Here is a 15,702-nt window from a genome sequence, read left to right as displayed (position 1 = left end):
TTACGTCTGCTCAGCGTGCTCACTCAGCCCAGGAAGATGTTGCGGCGGCCGGCCAGCAGCCGGTACAGCGTCTGCTGGATCGTCTCGCGCACCTGGTCGGTCAGCTCGAAGGTGACCATCGGGTCCTCGGCGTCGGACGCCGCGTAGTCGTTGGTGTAGATCGGCTCCCCGAACGCGATGCGCCACTTCGACGGCAGCGGCACCAGGCCCGCCGGCCCGGCCAGTGGGAACAGCGGGGTGATCGGGAAGTAGGGCAGCCCGAACAGCCGCGCGAGCAGCTTGACGTCGGTGATCATCGGGTAGATCTCTTCGGAGCCGACGATCGAGCACGGCACGATCGGCGCCTTGGTGCGCAGCGCGGCCGTCACGAAGCCGCCGCGGCCGAACCGCTGCAACCGGTAGCGGTCCTCGAAGCGCTTGCCCAGCCCCTTGTAGCCCTCCGGGAACACGGCGGTGAGCTCGCCGGCGGCCAGCAACCGGTGCGCGTCCGTCGTGCAGGCCATGGTGTGGCCGGCCTTGCGGGCGGTTTCGCCGATCACCGGCAGGTCGAAGACCATGTCGGCGGCCAGCAGCCGCAGGTCGCGCTCCGCGGGATGCTCGTCGTGCACCGCCACCGACAGCATCAGCCCGTCGAACGGCAGCACCCCGGCGTGATTGGCCACCACCAGCGCGGCGCCCTCGCTCGGCAGGTTCTCCACGCCGCTGACCTCGACGCGGAACCACGACCGGAAGAAGAACCTCAGCAAAGGCCGGACGACCGCGCTGTTGAAGTGCGGGTCGAACCCGAACTCGTCGACGCTGTAGTCACCCGTCAGCCGCTGCCGCAGGAATCCCGCGACGGCGGCGACGCGCTGGGCGAGCTCGTTGAGCGGCGCCTCGCTCGTCGACGTCGCACCCGCGACGCGTCGGTGCTCATCGATTTCGCGGACGACGGCCGCGAGCTGCTCGGCCGACGCCCGGCCGCCCGGATCGGAAAGCAACGAGGGGTGCTGCCGAGACGCGTCGGCGCGCTGGCCGGCTTTGCGCCGCGCCGCTACCCGACCCCGATTGGTGTGCAGTGGAATGACATTCGCTCTGGTTTCACCCGCCACGATATCTACCTGACCCCACCCCATGGAATTGGATTTCGGGAACCCCAGCGCTGAGCCAAGGCTATGGCGCGACCCTCCAGGGAGCGTACCCGATCCGGGGCGATTATGGGAGTGAGGCCGCGCCCGCGGACGTAGTCGTCGAACGCCTCGGCCGTCGTCCATTTGGGCTGGTAGCCCAGCTCGGTGCGCATCCTGGTGGTGTCCATGACCCGGCCGTAGCTCAGGTAGTTGAATTGCTCACGATCGATCTCGGTGTAGCGATTAGCCCGTCTCAGCGAATCCAGCGCCCAGACGCCAAAACCCGGTACCGGCAACGGAATTCGGCCGGCCCGCCGGATCGCCTGCGACAGCATGATGATGCCGTCGGCGCCGATGTTGAACGTGCCGGCCTTGCCGGCCATCGCCGCGCGCTCCAGCGCGCCCAGCGCGTCCTGCTCGTGCAGCAGCTGCAGTCGCGCGTCTCGCCCGAAGATCGTCGGCACGAAGGGCCCGGCGAGATAGCGCGACAGCGTGGTGTCCATCGCCGGGCCGATCATGTTGGCCAGCCGCAGAATGGTCACCGCGATGTCGGGCCGGCGGCGGCCCAGGCCGCGCGCGTAACCCTCGATGTCGAGGCTGTCCTTGGCGAAGCCCGCGCGCAGCGGCCGACGGCTGCTGCTGTCCTCGGTGAACATCACCGGGTCGTGCGGGCTCGACCCGTACACCTCCGACGTCGACTTCAGCACGACGCGGCGAACCGACGGGGCCTTCTGGCAGGCCGCGAACAGTTGCATCGCGCCCATCACGTTGAGTTCCTTGAGCGCCGCCGTGCCGCCGGACCGCGGCGCGTACGAGGCGGCCGCGGCGTGCACCACCGTGTCGACGTCACCGTTTCGAATCACCTTGGCGATGAATGGGTTTCGAATGTCGGCGCGCACGAATTCGGCGCGGCCCATCCGGCGCAGCATGTCCTTGCTCGGCGCGATCGCGTCCACCGCGATCACCCCGTTGATCAACGGGTTCTGCGCCAGGCGGGCGGTCAGGTAGCCGCCGAGAAATCGGCAGGCGCCGGTGACCAGCACAACCTTGGGGTAGTGCATGCCCTCGGCCCCGGTGTCGGCGCGGGTGCCACCCGTCGCGCCACCATCCCCGTTCGGCGAATCCACCCGAACAGCCTAACGGCCAACGGATACGACGGCGTTACGGCCGCGTGACGGTGGGTGCGGGTGGGGATCAGCCGGGCGGGGCTTACTTGCCAAGTTTTCTGCGCTGCACCCGGGTGCGGCGCAGCAGCTTGCGGTGCTTTTTCTTCGACATGCGCTTGCGCCGCTTCTTGATTACTGAACCCATGAACTCCGCTATCTGACCCGTGACCGGCTTGAAAGAAATTGACCCGGACACTTTACCCGGCGCGACGCATAGAACACCAAACCGATGGGCGTGACCCCACGCCACACGCTTCGATGCCGATCCGGCCGCGCCCCGAAAGCGTGGGTCGCGCGGCGGATTTCAGCTCAGCCCGCGTCGAAGTACGAAGTCTCCAGCATGTCGTGGACGGCCTTGGCATGCACCCGGAAGGACCGCCCGACCCGAACCGCCGGCAGCTCGCCGTTGTGCACCAGCCGGTAAACCGTCATCTTGGAGACCCGCATCAGGGCCGCCACTTCGGCGACGGTGAGAAATTGTGTCCTGGCCTGCTGGCTATCGGCTGTGCCGGTGTCCCGCTTGCCGGCGGAATCGCGCGCCGATGGCCCGTTCGTAGACGTCATCGCAACCCAATCGTGTCAGGCCCGCGCAATGCCAGCGGCTTCCCCTCCGCTGGCACCCACACGTGCTTACAGAAAGGAGAATAGCGGGACTAGTGGGGTTACTGGTACTGGTGGGGGACAATCAGTTCAAAATTCTTGAATTATTCCGATGTAATTCTTAGCTGCTCAGAGCGCTTTTTGGCGGCCTGGACGGCGGCGTCGACGGCGGTCCGCAATCCGCCCCTTTCCAGTTCCCGCAGCCCAGCGGCCGTCGTCCCGCCCGGCGACGTGATGGTCGCGCGCAGTTGGGTCGCGGTGGCGTCCGCCCCGGCCCCCAACGCCTCGCCCTCGCCCGGCCTCCGGTCCTGGTCCATCCGTTCCAGCAGCATCGCCGCCGAGCCCGCCATGGTCTGCGCGGTCAGGTCGGTGGCCACCTGGCGGCTCAGGCCCGCCGCGACACCGGCGTCGACCAGGGCCTCGACCATCAGGAAGAAATACGCCGGACCGGATCCCGACAGCGCGGTCACCGCGTCCATTTGCGACTCGGGAACCGTCAGCACGCCGCCGACCGCGTCGAACAGGGCCGAAACCCCCTCGAGCTGGGGCGGGGTCACGAACCGGCCGGTGGCCAGCGCGGTCACCCCGGCGCCGACCAGCGCCGCCGCGTTCGGCATCGCCCGCACCACCGGCGTCCCGGCCGGCAGTTTCGACTCGAAGTAGGTGATCGTGATCCCCGCGGCGACGGTGACGAACACCTGCTCGGCGCTGTCGTTGTCGGCCGCCGCGGCCGCGTGCGCCAACTCCCCCATCACCGTCTCGACGTCGGCGGGCTTGACCGCGACGACGACGAACGTCGCGTTCTCCACCGCCTCGGCCGGCGACGACGTCACCAGCACCGAGTAGGTGTCGGCCAGGTACTTGGCGCGTTCGGGCACGCGTTCGGCCACCACCAGGTCCTTGACCTGGCGCCCCGCCCGCAGCAGACCCGACAGCAAGGCCTCGCCGATGCTGCCGCCACCGATGATCGCGATTCTTGCCATGCCGGAAAGCATCGCAGACACCGGCGGCTATCGAGCGGCGGGCACCATCGCGAGTTGGCGCGCTTGCACCACGATCCGGCCCAGGCTGTCGACGACGGTGTGGTCCTCGTCGAACCAGTCGTGCCCGATCTCGGTGCAGGTCGCGATGATCCGCAGCCAGCCGTCGGCGGGCAGGCTCCGCAGGAACGCCGTGAGCTGGACGGTGGGCGCCCAGCCGGTGCGGTCCACGGCGAAGGTCACCGGCGCCGACAGGTCCCCGCACATGAGCGCGAACAGCGCGTCCGGGGCCACCCCGCGGGGGCGCGCCCACATCTGGATCACCGGCGGCCGGCCGTCGGCGCTGAGCTCCATCGTCGACAGCACCGGCCGCACGTCGCAGCCCTCGCCCAGGTGCACCAGCCCGGCCAGCGGGTGGCCGGGCCCGATCGGCGCGATGTCGGCGGGCGGCTCGGGCGCCATCAGGCCCACCACCGGGTTGGCCGACAGCAGCGGCGCGATTTCCCCGCCGGGCGTGAAGTGCTCCGGCTCGCCGAGGTTGACCACCGCGTGCACCGCGGTGCGGTTGCCCTGGACGAGCTCGACGTCGACCACGCTGATCCGGCGGCCGCGCTTGCGGATCGACGTCACCAGCTGCATCACCCCCGGGTCGGGCGCCCACAGGAAGCTGGCCGACACGGCGACCGGCTGCAGGACCGGCTCGGATTGTGCGCCGCAGACCGTGCGGGCGGCGTTGGCGCACAGCGCCAGCATGGCGCCGCCGTGCACCTTGGGCCCGATGGTCCAGTGCTTGTTGAGCTCGCCCTCGTAGACGCCGGGGCCGGTCTCGCGCAGCGTCATTGCGTCGGTGAACAGCGCGGTCATGGTCTCCTGGGGTCTCCCGGTCAGCGCATCAGGTGCGTGCGCGCGAACTGCAACGATTCGGTCAGCATGGCTTCGCGCTCGGTGGCCGAACGCGCGCCGGAGGTGGACACCTCGAGGATGACATGCCCGGCGAACCGGCCGCCGGCCAGCATCTGGCACACCTCGGCGGTGGGCTGGGTTCCGCGCCCCGGCACCAGGTGCTCGTCGGCGGGCAGGCCGCTGCCGTCGCACAGGTGCAGATGCACCAGCCCCCGGCCCATTCGCCGCGCCATCTCCAGCGAGTCGCTGCCCGCGGTCGCGGTGTGCGACAGGTCCAGCGTGTAGTGCGCGTGGTTGCCGTCCAACGGGTCGTAGGAGGGCGAGAACGCCGAAATCGCCGGGCCCGGCCCGCCGCCGCGCCTGCGCATCCGTTCGCGCGACTGGTCGGCCCCGAAGAACCGGTCGGCCCGGAACGGGAACATGTTCTCCACCGCGATCTTCACGTCGCTGGACGCCTCCAGGGATGCCACCTGGTCGCTGAAGCCCTCGGCGTAGCGGCGCTGCCAGCGAAACGGCGGATGCACGACGACGGTCGGCGCGCCCAACTTCTCGGCGGCCCGCACGCTGCGGTCCAGCTTGTGAATCGGGTTGGAGCCCCACACCCGCTGGGAGATCAGCAGGCAGGGGGCGTGCACGGACAGCACCGGCATGCGGTAGCGCCGCGAGAGCTTCTTGACCGCATCGACGTCCTGGCTGACCGACTCGCTCCACACCATCAGCTCGACGCCGTCGTAGCCGAGCCGGGCCGCATACTCGAACGCGGCCTCGGCCCGTAACGGATAGACCGAGGCCGTGGACAGGCCGACTTTGATTGCGGGGCGCACTGTTTGCCGGTGACGCCTAGCCCGATTGCAGGGACAGTGCCAGCGGGCCCAGGGTGATCAGCGCCCCGACCGCGACCGCGATCAGCGTGCTGGCGATGTCCTCGGTCTTGCGGACCACCCGCACCCCGGCCACCAGGCCCAGGATGACCAGCACCGACAGCACCAGCGCCACCAGGCTGTTCCACCGCCACAGCTGGTCGAAGGCGATGAACAGCCCGGCGCCGAACGCGACCGCCAGCATCGACTGCGCGACGACCAGGGCGCCGCGCCACAGGCTCGCGAGCCGCCCGTGGGCCGGACGGGCGGCCTCGGCCCGGGCCTGGGCTTCGGCTTGGGCTTTGGCGGCCGCGTCGGTGCGGTGGTCCCCCTCGAGCTCTTCCGTTCGCGCGTCCGCCGCGTCTCCGCTGCGCCGCCGGGCCAGCTCGTCGGCGAGGGTCTGCCCGCCGAACAGCGTCGAATCCGAGGACTGCAGGTACGAGCGCACGTAGGCGGAATCCTCGGTCGCGGGCTCGGCCTCGCGCACCTCGGAATCCATCACGTCGACCGGGATGTCGGCGTATTGGTCCAGCGGGTCCGGGCTCATGTCCTCGGCGCCGGACTGCTCGGCGTCCCGCGCGTCGCCGAGGCGCACGGGACGCGGGTAGGCGCTGCGCTCCGGCCCCTCCGCGTGGTGCGGCTGCGGCGGCGACTTGGGCCAGCGCGGCTCGGGCTCGGACCAGTAGGCGGATTTGGGCCGCTCGTCGGTGACCTCTTCGGGGGCTTGCTCGGCGGTTTCCGATGCTTCGACGTCCGGCTCGGCGACCTGGGCGGTGCCGTTGCCGCCGCGGTCGGTCTCGTCGTCCCGGATGACGGGAAGCTCGCCGGTCAGCTCCGCGACGGTGACCGCGTCGCTATCCCCGCGCCGGCGGCGCCGCCGCCGGGTGACCGCCGGGGCGCCGATCGTTCCATTCCTGGCCAGCAATTCCGCCACCGAGATGGGCCGGGTGCCGGGGCTCTCGGTCTCGGGGTGTGGTCCGGTCATGGTTTGTCGCCTCTCGATCGGTTCGCGTTCCGATCAACTTTCTGGCCTCCAGCATCGCGCACCGAGGTCTCGACGAGGGCGGTTCCGTCGGCTTCGCTGTCGAGTTTGCGCAAGATGAGACCTTCCCGTAATGCCCACGGGCAGATATCCACCGTTTCTATCGACAGCGCTCGCATGCTCGCCTCCGCCACCAGCGCGCCGGCCACGATCTGTGGCGCCCGCTCGGCGCTCACTCCTTCCAGTTCGGCTCGGTCAGCGGTCGTCATCCTAGAGATGAAAGATATGAGTTGCCTGAGGCCGTTGGCCGTGAGCGTCCGCTTGACCCGCGGCCCGGCCGCCGACGGCGCCGCGCCGGTGAGCCGGGCCAGCGACCGGAACGTCTTCGAGGTTGCCACGGCCAGGTCCGGGCTGCCGGCGTCGAGCACGGTGCCGGCGGCGTCCGCCAGCTCGGCGTCCAGCCACTCACGCAGCATCGACACCCGGCGCCGGCCCGGCGGGTCGTCGGGCAGCCACTCGCGGGTCAGCCGTCCGGCGCCCAGCGGCAGCGACAACGCGATCTCGGGCTCCTCGTCGACGCCGCTGGACACCTCCAGCGAGCCGCCGCCGATGTCGAGGTTGATGATCCGCCCGGCGCTCCACCCGTACCAGCGGCGCACCGCCAGGAAGGTCAGCCGCGACTCGTCGACGCCGCGCAGCACCTGCAGCTCGACGCCGGTCTCCTTGCGCACCCGGGCCAGCACGTCGTCGGAATTCTCGGCGTCGCGCACCGCGGAGGTGGCAAAGGCCATCAGCTCCTCGCAGCCGGAGCTGACCGCGATCTTGGCGAACTCGTCGATGGTGGAGATCAGCTTCTCGGCGCCCCGCTTGGTGATCTTGCCCGAGCTGTCGGTGGCCTCGGCGAGTCGCAGCGTGGCCTTGGTCGAACTCATGGGCGTGGGGTGGCCACCGCGGTGGGCATCGACCACCAGCAGATGGACCGTGTTGCTGCCCACGTCGAGCACGCCCAATCGCACGAAACAAACCTAGTCGCTGCGACGGCGTCGGGCGTCCCGCGCCCCGCCGATTGATCGGCCGCGCTACGCCCGGGTGTCGGCCCCTCGGGGAGCGCGAATCTTGGTCTAACGTTGACACCGTGGCGAATTCGCATCTCGAGCCGGGCCAGGAGGTCGAATTGGACTTCGCCCGCGAATGGGTGGAGTTCTATGACCCGGACAACCCCGAGCACCTGATTGCGGCCGATCTCACGTGGCTGCTGTCCCGCTGGACATGTGTCTTCGGCACGCCGGCCTGCCGCGGCACGGTGGAGGGCCGGCCGGACGACGGCTGCTGCTCGCACGGTGCGTTCCTGTGCGACGACGACGACCGCGCCCGGTTGGACGACGCGGTCAAACAGCTCACCGACGAGGATTGGCAGTTCCGCGAAAAGGGCTTGGGTCGCAAGGGCTACCTGGAGCTCGACGAGCACGAGGGCGAGCCGCAATACCGCACCCGCAAGCACAAGGACGCCTGCATCTTCCTGAACCGTCCCGGCTTTCCCGGCGGGCCCGGCTGCGCGCTGCACAGCAAGGCCCTCAAGCTGGGCGTGGCGCCGCTGACGATGAAACCCGATGTCTGCTGGCAGCTGCCGATCCGGCGCAGCCAGGAGTGGGTTACCCGGCCCGACGGCAGCGAGATCCTCAAGACCACCGTCACCGAATTCGACCGCCGCGGCTGGGGTTCCGGCGGCGCCGACTTGCATTGGTATTGCACCGGCGACCCGGGCACGCACATCGGCGCCAAGCAGGTGTGGGAGAGCCTGGCCGACGAGCTCACCGAACTGCTGGGCGCCAAGGCCTACGCGGAGCTGGCGGCAATGTGCAAGCGCCGCAGCAACTTAGGGCTCATCGCGGTGCACCCGGCGACCCGGCTCGCCGAGTAGCGTCGTCGTCGTTTGGCCGGCCGGGATGCCGGCCCGGGCGCTGCGGCAGGACAATGATCAGCGCGACGATGATGGCCGCGATGACCGCCGACGCCAGCGGGCGGCTCAGATCCAGACCGCCGTGGCTGACGGGCTTGTCGAGGAAATCGCCCACGGTGGCGCCCAGCGGCCGGGTCAGGATGAACGCGACCCAGAACAGGGTCACGCGCGACACGCTCGTCCAGTAATACAGGCCCGCGACGACGACCAGGCCCGCGCCGAACACCAGCGCGCCGCGTTCGTAACCGAATCCGCGCGTGTCGGCGAGCCAGTCACCGAGCGCGGTGCCCAGGGTTTGCGAAAACGTGATGGTGGCCCAGTAGAACGCCTCCACCTTCGGCGTCGAAACGGTATTGACCGACACCGTTCCCTGCGACCAGTACCAGAGCCCCAAAGTTGCCAGCAGGCAACACAACAGCACCAGCGACCCACCCGTGTAGCCGATGCCCAGCGACCGGTCGGCGAAGTCGGCCAGTGTCGTGCCGAACGTCGTCGACGCGACGATGGTCGCCCAGTAGAGAGCCGGATGGAAACGCTTGGCGAATATCTGCGCGACGACCAGCACCACCAGCGCGCCGCCGAACAGCGCGACGCCGATGAGGTAGCCCCAATTCTCGAGCGTATCGGCGTGGAACATCGTCATCGTCACGGCGTCGCCACCCGTTTCGCCCAGCGTCGTCGCCAAGACCTTGATCACCCAGAAGCCCAGGGTGACCGCCGGCACCTTGCTCAAAGCCTGCTTCGTCACATCGCTCATATGACGGCTCCCGTTCCGCGGCTGGGCGCGCTGGTGAACGATCGTACTGGCTTGCGCGCGTGGCCCGCTCAGCCTGCGCGGGTCTTGTTGTAGGACAACACCATTCGCATCGCGCTGGCCTCCAGGTACGCCTCGACGGCCGCGGCGCCGGCCGCCGCGTCGCGCGCCAGCACCGCGTCGGTGATCGCCCGCAGGCCGGCCACCACCGGGCCGGCGTCGTCGTAGGCCCCGGTGAGCTCGTGCTCGCGGCCGCCGAACGCGTGCTCGACCCAGCGATACAGCAGCCCCAGCGCCCGGTTACCGGTGGCGTGGATCAGCACCCGGAAGTAGGCGAGGTCGGCGGCCTGGCGTGCGGCGGCGCCGTCGGCCTCGGCCACCGCGGCCAGCGCGTCCCGCAGCGCGTCGGCGTCCTCGGGCGCCCCGCGCTGCGCCGCCAGCCGCCCGATCAGCGGCCCCAGCGCCGCGCGGATCTCGAGCAGCTCGACCAGAAACTCGGGGCCGAGCTTGCGCACCAGCGCCTCGACCACGGCGGGATGGGTCAGGCCCTCGGGGTCGCGCACCACGTTGCCGCTGCCGTGCCGGGCCTCGATCAGGCCCATCTGCTGCAGCCGGGCCAGGCCCTGGCGCAGCGACGTGCGGTTGACGTCGAGCTGCTCAGCCAGGTCCCGCTCGGGCGGCAGGGTCGAGCCGGGCGGGAAGACGCCGTCGAGGATGGCGTCGGCGATCGACGCGGCGATCTGTTCGTCCACCCGCTGGCGATCCGGCGGTTGCAGCGCATTTGACTGGTTCATTGGCTCAACCAATATAGTGGACGGGACCGACGGAGGTGGGTAAGTGGACGACGAACGGCGATCCGCCGCGTCCCCGCGCTGGCGGGGCAAGGCCGGGCGGCTGGAAGTCTGGTACGCCACCCTGTCGGATCCGAGCACGCGCGCGGGCCTGTGGGTCCACTGCGAGACGGTGGCGCCGGTGCGGGACGCGCCGTACGCGCACGGCTGGGCGACCTGGTTTCCGGCCGACGGCCCGCCGCGCACCGAGCGGTTCGGCCCGGTGCCGGCCCAACCCGCTTGCACCGACTGGTTCGCCGCCGCGGGCGTGCGAGCCGCGCCCGAGGAGCTGACCGGACGCGCGGGATCGCTCGGCTGGGAGCTGCGCTGGCGCGACGGCGGCGCGCCGCTGTGGACGTTTCCCCGCGCGGCGTGGGAGCGCGAGCTGCTGCCCGGCGCGCAGGTGGTCCTGGCCCCCACCGCCGACTTCACCGGCTCGCTCACCGTCGGCGACGACGCCGTGCGCATCGACGGCTGGCGCGGCGGCGTCGCCCACATCTACGGGCACGGCAACGCCAAACGCTGGGGGTGGGTGCACGCCGACCTCGGCGGCGGCGACGTCCTCGAGGCGGTGACCGCGGTCTCGCACCGGCCGGGGCTGCGCCGGCTTGCGCCGATGGCGTTCGTGCGCTTCCGGATCGACGGAAAGGATTGGCCCGCAAGCGTTTTGCCGTCGCTGCGGATGCGGACCACGCTCGGCGTCCGGCATTGGCAGCTGGAGGGACGCATCGGCGGCCGCAAGGTGCTCATCCGCGTCGACCAGCCCCCGGAGAAGTGCGTGAGCCTCGGATACACCGACCCCGACGGCGCCACCGCGGTGTGCACCAACACCGAGCAGGCCGACGTCCACGTCGAGATCGACGACCGCCGCTGGTCGGTGCTGGGCACCGGGCACGCCGAGGTCGGCCTGCGCGGCGCCGAGGCCCCCGCCGTCAACGAAAGGATCCCGACGTGAGCTTTCTTCTCGACCCGCCGATGCTGGTCGCCGCCGGAGTGCTGATCGAACGCAACGTGCCCAGCGATCGCCGCGACGTCGCCGAGGCCGCGGTGCTCGGCGTCTTCTTCGGCGGCTCGTTCGGGCTCTACAACAACGTGCCCGGACTCGGCGTGCTGTGGCGCCCGTTCCGCGCCCGCAACGGCCGCGACTTCATGTGGAACAGCGGCGTTTTCGGCGTGAACACCGCCGAGGCGGGCTGGCGCCTGCACGCGGCGGCCGGGGCGATCTTCGCGACGTACCCGTTCTTCATCAAGCTCGGCCGGCGGCTCGGCCGCCTGCTATGAGCCTGGTGGCCTCGTTCGGGGCCGCGCTGCTGCCCGAGGAGCGCGGCGGGCCGTCGCCGGCGCAGCTGGCCGATCGCGTCGACCGTTACGTCGCGCGGCTGCCGGCGACGTCGCGGCTGGCGTTGCGCGCCGGGCTGGCGTCCGTGGCGGCGGCCAGCTACCTGACCACCGGCCGGCCGCTGTCGCGGCTCGGTCCCGAGCAACGGGATCGGGTGCTGCGCCACGTCGCCGCTTTGGGCCCGGACGCCGGCGCGGCCGTCGAGGCGATGAAGGCGATCGTGTTGCTGGCCAACGGCGCCGAAACCTATGCGCCCGAACTGCTTTCGCGCGCCCAGGAACACGACGCGGCGCGCCCCGACGCGCCGCTGGCCATCACCCCGTCGACCGAGAGCGGCTCCGTCGTCGCCGCCGACGCGGTGATCGTCGGGTCCGGCGCGGGCGGCGCGATGGCGGCCCGCGCCCTGGCCCGGGCCGGCCTGGACACCGTGGTGCTCGAAGAGGGGCGCCGCTGGACCGTCGAGGAGTTCCGCACCACCCACCCGATCGATCGCTACGCCGGGCTGTACCGCGGCGCCGGGGCCACCGTCGCGCTGGGCCGGCCGTCGGTGGTGCTGCCCATCGGCCGGGCGGTCGGCGGCACCACCGTCGTCAATTCCGGCACCTGCTACCGCCCGCCTTTGACCGTGCAGCGGCGCTGGCGCGACGAGTTCGGGCTCGGCTTCGCCGACCCCGACCGGCTTGGCGCCCACCTCGACGACGTCGAGCACACGCTGCGGGTCGCGCCGGTGCCGCTGAAGATCATGGGCCGCAACGGGAGGCTGCTGCTCGATGCCGCTTCGTCGCTGGGCTGGCGGGCGGCGCCCATTCCGCGCAACGCGCCGGGCTGCGAGGGCTGTTGCCAGTGCGCGATCGGCTGCCCGCGCAACGCCAAGTTCGGCGTGCACCTCAACGCGCTGCCGCAGGCCTGCGCGGCGGGCGCGCGGATCGTCTCGCACGCTCGCGTCGAACGCGTGCTGCACCGGAACGGACGCGCCTGCGGGGTGCGCGCCCGTCGTCCGGACGGCACGGCGCTCGACGTCCTGGCGGACACGGTCATCGTCGCCGCCGGCGCCACGGAGACGCCAATGCTGTTGCGGCGCAGCGGCCTTGGTGCACACCCGCGCCTGGGCCGCAACCTCGCGCTGCATCCGGCGACGATGCTCGCCGGGCGCTTCGACGACGACGTCGTCGCCTGGCACGGGGTGCTGCAGAGCGCCGCCGTGCACGAGTTCCACGAGTCGGACGGCGTGCTCATCGAGGCGACCTCCACGCCGCCCGGCATGGGCTCGATGGTCTTTCCCGGCTACGGCGCGGAGCTGCTGAGCTGGCTCGAGGAGGCGCCGCGGGTCGCCACGTTCGGCGCCATGGTCGCCGACCGCGGTGTCGGCTCGGTGTACTCGGTGCGCGGCGAAACGCTGGTGCGCTACAACATCTCCCGCGCCGACGTCGCCAAGCTGGCGGTCGCGGTCGAGGCGATGGGCCGGCTGCTGTTCACCGCCGGGGCGGTCGAGGTGCTCACCGGTCTGCCCGACGCGCCGACCGTGACATCGCTGCCCGCGCTGCGGGATGCGTTGCGGCGCAGCAATCCTCGAAGCCTGCACCTGGCGGCGTTTCATCCGACGGGCACCGCGGCCGCGGGCGCCGACGGGCAGCTCTGTCCGGTCGACGAGACGGGGCGGCTGCGCGGCGTCGACGGCGTTTGGGTCGCCGACGCGTCGATCCTGCCCAGCTGCCCGGAAGTGAACCCGCAGCTGTCGATCATGGCGCTGGCGCTGGCCGTCGCGGGCGAGGTGGTCGGCGCGCGCTGACGCGCTGTGCTCTTGCGCTACACGAGCTGCCGGTGCTGCCTGGTGGTGATGGCGACGGTGCCTTCGGTGTTGGTGATGGAGGCACCCGCGTCGCCGACGACGGCGGTGGCGCTTTGGCCCGCGTGGACGATGGCCTCCCCCACATGCGTGCCGGTGCCGACGGTGGCAGAGCCGCTGACCAGCTCGACCTCGGCCTTGACATGGCGGTGCTGGGTGAGGGTGATGGGGCTGGAGGTGGCGGTGACCCGAGTGTTGGCGGGGACCACGTCGCCGCCCGCGCGGCACGTACCGAGGGTGTCGACGGCGCAGCCGGCGTTGATGGTGACGGCAACGGCCTGCACGCGAGCACCACCGCCCACGACGGTGACGGAGCCGCTGTTGACGTGGATGATGGCGCCGGCCCCGAGGGTGATGGTGGCGCCGGGCGGAACGGTCGTGGTTTCGCCTTGCGGGACGGGGGTGACGGTGGCGGGGTCGGCGATCTGAACCGTGGCGTTCGGAGTCTCGGCGTCGTCGGCGCGCGTCGCGGAATCGTCTTGGACCGGGGTCTCGTCGTTTTCCGTTATCCCGTGCCCAACCATTGTCATCAGCGCCTGTTGGAACTTCCGTCCCCGTGAACTGGGGTGAGGCATGCCGTCAGCGCTGGTCGCCGATGAAGGCGAGGCCGGCTCCATCCGCGGGGCGGCCGTTGACCAGCTCACCGGCACCGATAACGGCCCGAGCGAGATGGCCTTGCCAAGGCCCGCGGATGCCGCACCTGACGGGGCCGGCGCCTCGCGGTTCGCGTCGCCCTCTTGCCCACCATTTGCCACGATGTCCCCGCTCCAACCGGACCCGCTAGTCCGCCTCGGAGGCGATGTAATCGAAGCGCCGATGGATGTCGATGCCATTTCGATCTGCATCGTCTGACTGCTGGTCTAGATATAGACCATAGGTTGAATTGTCTGGCTGCGGTTGAATTCCGGCGGTTCCCGCCAGGCCCGCCAGGCCCGGCGCGCTGAGGGCCGGTGCAAGGGTGGCGGGCACCCATGACGGCGGACCCGGCGGAACGGGCGAGCCGGGGATGATCGCGACGTAGCCGACGATGCCGGCGGGGGTGTAGCTCCCGCCGGGGCCGACGATGACGATCTCGCCGGGGCCGACGGTGATGGTGCCGCCGCCGACGATGACGAAGCCGCCCGAGTCGACGATCAGGGTGCTGCCCGTCTCGACGGTCAGGGTGCTGCTAGGGCCGACGGTGATCAAGCCGCCGGCGTTGACGGTCACCAGGCCGCCATCGCTCAGGCTGCCACCGCCGGTGACGGTTATCGTGCCGCTGTCGGTCAGGGTGCCGCCGAGGTTCACCGTGATGGTGCCCGTGTCGGTCAGGGCGCCGCCGGCGTTGATGGTCAGCGTGCCGCCGGTGGTGACCTGCACGCTGCCCGCATTCGACAGGGTGCCGGTGGCGGTGACCTGAATCGTGCCGCTGTCGGTCACGGTGCCGCCGATGTTGACGGTGACCGTGCCGGTGTCGGTCAGGATGCCGCCGGTGTTGATGGTGATCGTGCCGCCGTTGGTCACCTGCACGGTGCCGCCGGTGTTGATGGTGACCGTGCCGCTGTCCGTCAGCGTGCCCGATACGGTGATGGTGCCGCTGTCGGTCAGGGTGCCGCCGGCGTAGACGTTGAGGGCGCCGCCGTCGGTCAGGGTGGCACCGGAGGCCACCGAAACGCTGCCGTAGTCGTCCAGCACCCCGCCGGTGTTGATCGTGACCGTGCCGGTGTCGGTGAAGGTGGCGCCGGCGTTGATGGTCAAGGTGCCGGTGTCGGGGCTGCCGGTGCTGATCACGATCGACCCGCCGGTGTTGGTCAACGTGCCGCTGTCGAACAGCTGCCCGCCGCCGGTGATGGTCACCGTGCCCGTGTCGGTCAGGATGCCGCCGGTGTTGATGGTGACCGTGCCGCTGTCGGTCAAGGTGCCCGACACCGTGATGGTGCCAGTGTCGGTCAGGGTGCCGCCGGCGTAGACGTTCAGGGCGCCGCCGTCGGTCAACGTGACCCCCGAGCCCACCGACACGCTGCCGTAGTCATCCAGCACCCCACCGGTGTTGATGGTCACCACGCCGGTGTCGGTGAAGCTGGCCCCGGCGTTGATGGTCAAGGTGCCGGTGTCGGGGCTGCCCGTGCTGATCACGATCGACCCGCCGGTGTTGGTCAACGTGCCGCTGTCGAACAGCTGCCCGCCGCCGGTGATGGTCACCGTGCCCGTGTCGGTCAAGACGCCGCCGGTGTTGATGGTGACCGTGCCGCTATCGGTCAACGTGCCCGACACCGTGATGGTGCCGGAGTCGGTCAGGGTGCCGCCGACATCCACTGTCAACGTGCCACTGTCGGTGACGCTGCCGCCGACGTCCACACTCAATACGCCGCCGTTGGCGACCTCCACGCTGCC

At 70.7% G+C, this 15,702-nt stretch carries 17 protein-coding genes and 1 pseudogene; 4 read left to right on the top strand and 14 right to left on the bottom strand.

Annotated features, from left to right (window positions below; genetic code table 11):
• Positions 1 to 23: 23 nt before the first annotated feature.
• The 9 genes from AC5Y6X_RS19195 to AC5Y6X_RS19155 form a co-directional block, all read right to left on the bottom strand.
• Complete coding sequence (locus AC5Y6X_RS19195) at positions 24 to 1,115, bottom strand: lysophospholipid acyltransferase family protein (RefSeq protein ID WP_499988462.1); 1,092 nt, start codon at positions 1,113 to 1,115, stop codon at positions 24 to 26.
• Positions 1,097 to 2,236, bottom strand: coding sequence for an SDR family oxidoreductase (locus AC5Y6X_RS19190; RefSeq protein ID WP_499988460.1), 1,140 nt, complete (start codon positions 2,234 to 2,236; stop codon positions 1,097 to 1,099). The genes AC5Y6X_RS19195 and AC5Y6X_RS19190 overlap by 19 nt, the downstream gene beginning before the upstream one ends.
• Before the next feature lie 82 nt (positions 2,237 to 2,318).
• The gene (locus AC5Y6X_RS19185) at positions 2,319 to 2,420 is read right to left on the bottom strand and encodes a 30S ribosomal protein bS22 (protein WP_003402602.1); all 102 of its coding nucleotides are present in this window, start codon (positions 2,418 to 2,420) and stop codon (positions 2,319 to 2,321) included.
• Positions 2,421 to 2,584: 164 nt separating this feature from the next.
• Positions 2,585 to 2,839, bottom strand: coding sequence for a cell division/environmental response transcriptional regulator (locus AC5Y6X_RS19180; protein ID WP_499988459.1), 255 nt, complete (start codon positions 2,837 to 2,839; stop codon positions 2,585 to 2,587).
• Positions 2,840 to 2,979: 140 nt separating this feature from the next.
• Entirely contained in the window at positions 2,980 to 3,858 is an 879-nt protein-coding gene (gene proC, locus AC5Y6X_RS19175) for a pyrroline-5-carboxylate reductase (RefSeq protein WP_499988458.1), read from the bottom strand.
• A 27-nt stretch (positions 3,859 to 3,885) separates the two neighbouring features.
• Positions 3,886 to 4,719 (bottom strand): thioesterase family protein, encoded by an 834-nt coding sequence (locus tag AC5Y6X_RS19170; protein ID WP_324681126.1) that lies wholly within the window; start codon positions 4,717 to 4,719, stop codon positions 3,886 to 3,888.
• Between the two features lie 20 nt (positions 4,720 to 4,739).
• Complete coding sequence (locus tag AC5Y6X_RS19165) at positions 4,740 to 5,582, bottom strand: sugar phosphate isomerase/epimerase family protein (protein ID WP_324681127.1); 843 nt, start codon at positions 5,580 to 5,582, stop codon at positions 4,740 to 4,742.
• 16 nt (positions 5,583 to 5,598) lie between these two features.
• Positions 5,599 to 6,603, bottom strand: a complete 1,005-nt coding sequence (locus AC5Y6X_RS19160) for an Rv0497 family membrane protein (RefSeq protein WP_499988456.1) — start codon at positions 6,601 to 6,603, stop codon at positions 5,599 to 5,601.
• A complete protein-coding gene (locus AC5Y6X_RS19155) occupies positions 6,600 to 7,616 on the bottom strand; it encodes a Ppx/GppA family phosphatase (protein ID WP_324681129.1) in 1,017 nt (338 codons plus the stop codon). Before AC5Y6X_RS19155 ends, AC5Y6X_RS19160 begins: the two co-directional genes overlap by 4 nt.
• Before the next feature lie 119 nt (positions 7,617 to 7,735).
• Between AC5Y6X_RS19155 and AC5Y6X_RS19150 the strand changes: the two genes are divergently transcribed.
• Entirely contained in the window at positions 7,736 to 8,521 is a 786-nt protein-coding gene (locus tag AC5Y6X_RS19150; RefSeq protein ID WP_499988454.1) for a DUF3109 family protein, read from the top strand.
• On the opposite strand, the gene AC5Y6X_RS19145 is transcribed toward AC5Y6X_RS19150, so the two are convergent.
• On the bottom strand, positions 8,484 to 9,317 hold the full coding sequence (locus AC5Y6X_RS19145) for a COG4705 family protein (protein WP_499988453.1): 834 nt from the start codon (positions 9,315 to 9,317) through the stop codon (positions 8,484 to 8,486). The two genes, AC5Y6X_RS19150 and AC5Y6X_RS19145, sit on opposite strands and share 38 nt — an antisense overlap.
• Positions 9,318 to 9,385: 68 nt before the next feature.
• Positions 9,386 to 10,108 carry a FadR/GntR family transcriptional regulator gene (locus AC5Y6X_RS19140; RefSeq protein ID WP_499988451.1) on the bottom strand — a complete coding sequence of 241 codons (723 nt, stop codon included), beginning with the start codon at positions 10,106 to 10,108 and terminating at the stop codon, positions 9,386 to 9,388.
• Between the two features lie 43 nt (positions 10,109 to 10,151).
• Here AC5Y6X_RS19140 and AC5Y6X_RS19135 point away from each other — a divergent pair, with 43 nt between their 5' ends.
• Genes AC5Y6X_RS19135 through AC5Y6X_RS19125 form a run of 3 tightly spaced genes read left to right on the top strand, consistent with a single transcriptional unit; the run spans position 10,152 to position 13,272 of the window.
• Positions 10,152 to 11,099, top strand: coding sequence for a tocopherol cyclase family protein (locus tag AC5Y6X_RS19135; RefSeq protein ID WP_499988449.1), 948 nt, complete (start codon positions 10,152 to 10,154; stop codon positions 11,097 to 11,099).
• Positions 11,096 to 11,425, top strand: coding sequence for a hypothetical protein (locus tag AC5Y6X_RS19130; RefSeq protein WP_324681134.1), 330 nt, complete (start codon positions 11,096 to 11,098; stop codon positions 11,423 to 11,425). The genes AC5Y6X_RS19135 and AC5Y6X_RS19130 overlap by 4 nt, the downstream gene beginning before the upstream one ends.
• On the top strand, positions 11,422 to 13,272 hold the full coding sequence (locus AC5Y6X_RS19125; protein WP_499988447.1) for a GMC family oxidoreductase N-terminal domain-containing protein: 1,851 nt from the start codon (positions 11,422 to 11,424) through the stop codon (positions 13,270 to 13,272). The genes AC5Y6X_RS19130 and AC5Y6X_RS19125 overlap by 4 nt, the downstream gene beginning before the upstream one ends.
• 17 nt (positions 13,273 to 13,289) lie before the next feature.
• Here the strand turns inward: AC5Y6X_RS19125 and AC5Y6X_RS19120 are convergent, their stop codons facing one another.
• The 3 genes and pseudogenes from AC5Y6X_RS19120 to AC5Y6X_RS19110 all read right to left on the bottom strand — a co-directional run.
• A complete protein-coding gene (locus AC5Y6X_RS19120) occupies positions 13,290 to 13,859 on the bottom strand; it encodes a hypothetical protein (RefSeq protein ID WP_499988913.1) in 570 nt (189 codons plus the stop codon).
• An 87-nt stretch (positions 13,860 to 13,946) separates the two neighbouring features.
• Positions 13,947 to 14,162 (bottom strand): annotated as a pseudogene (locus AC5Y6X_RS19115) (PPE family protein, SVP subgroup); the annotation flags it as partial.
• Positions 14,110 to 15,702, bottom strand: a 1,593-nt coding sequence (locus AC5Y6X_RS19110) for a beta strand repeat-containing protein (RefSeq protein WP_499988445.1), incomplete at its 5' end; no start/stop codon positions are given. The pseudogene AC5Y6X_RS19115 and the gene AC5Y6X_RS19110, both read right to left, overlap by 53 nt.

It is taken from the genome of Mycobacterium sp. NGS26 (assembly GCF_059813025.1).
Note: the sequence above shows the minus strand (reverse complement) of the source record. Positions and strands in the feature narration are given on the sequence as shown.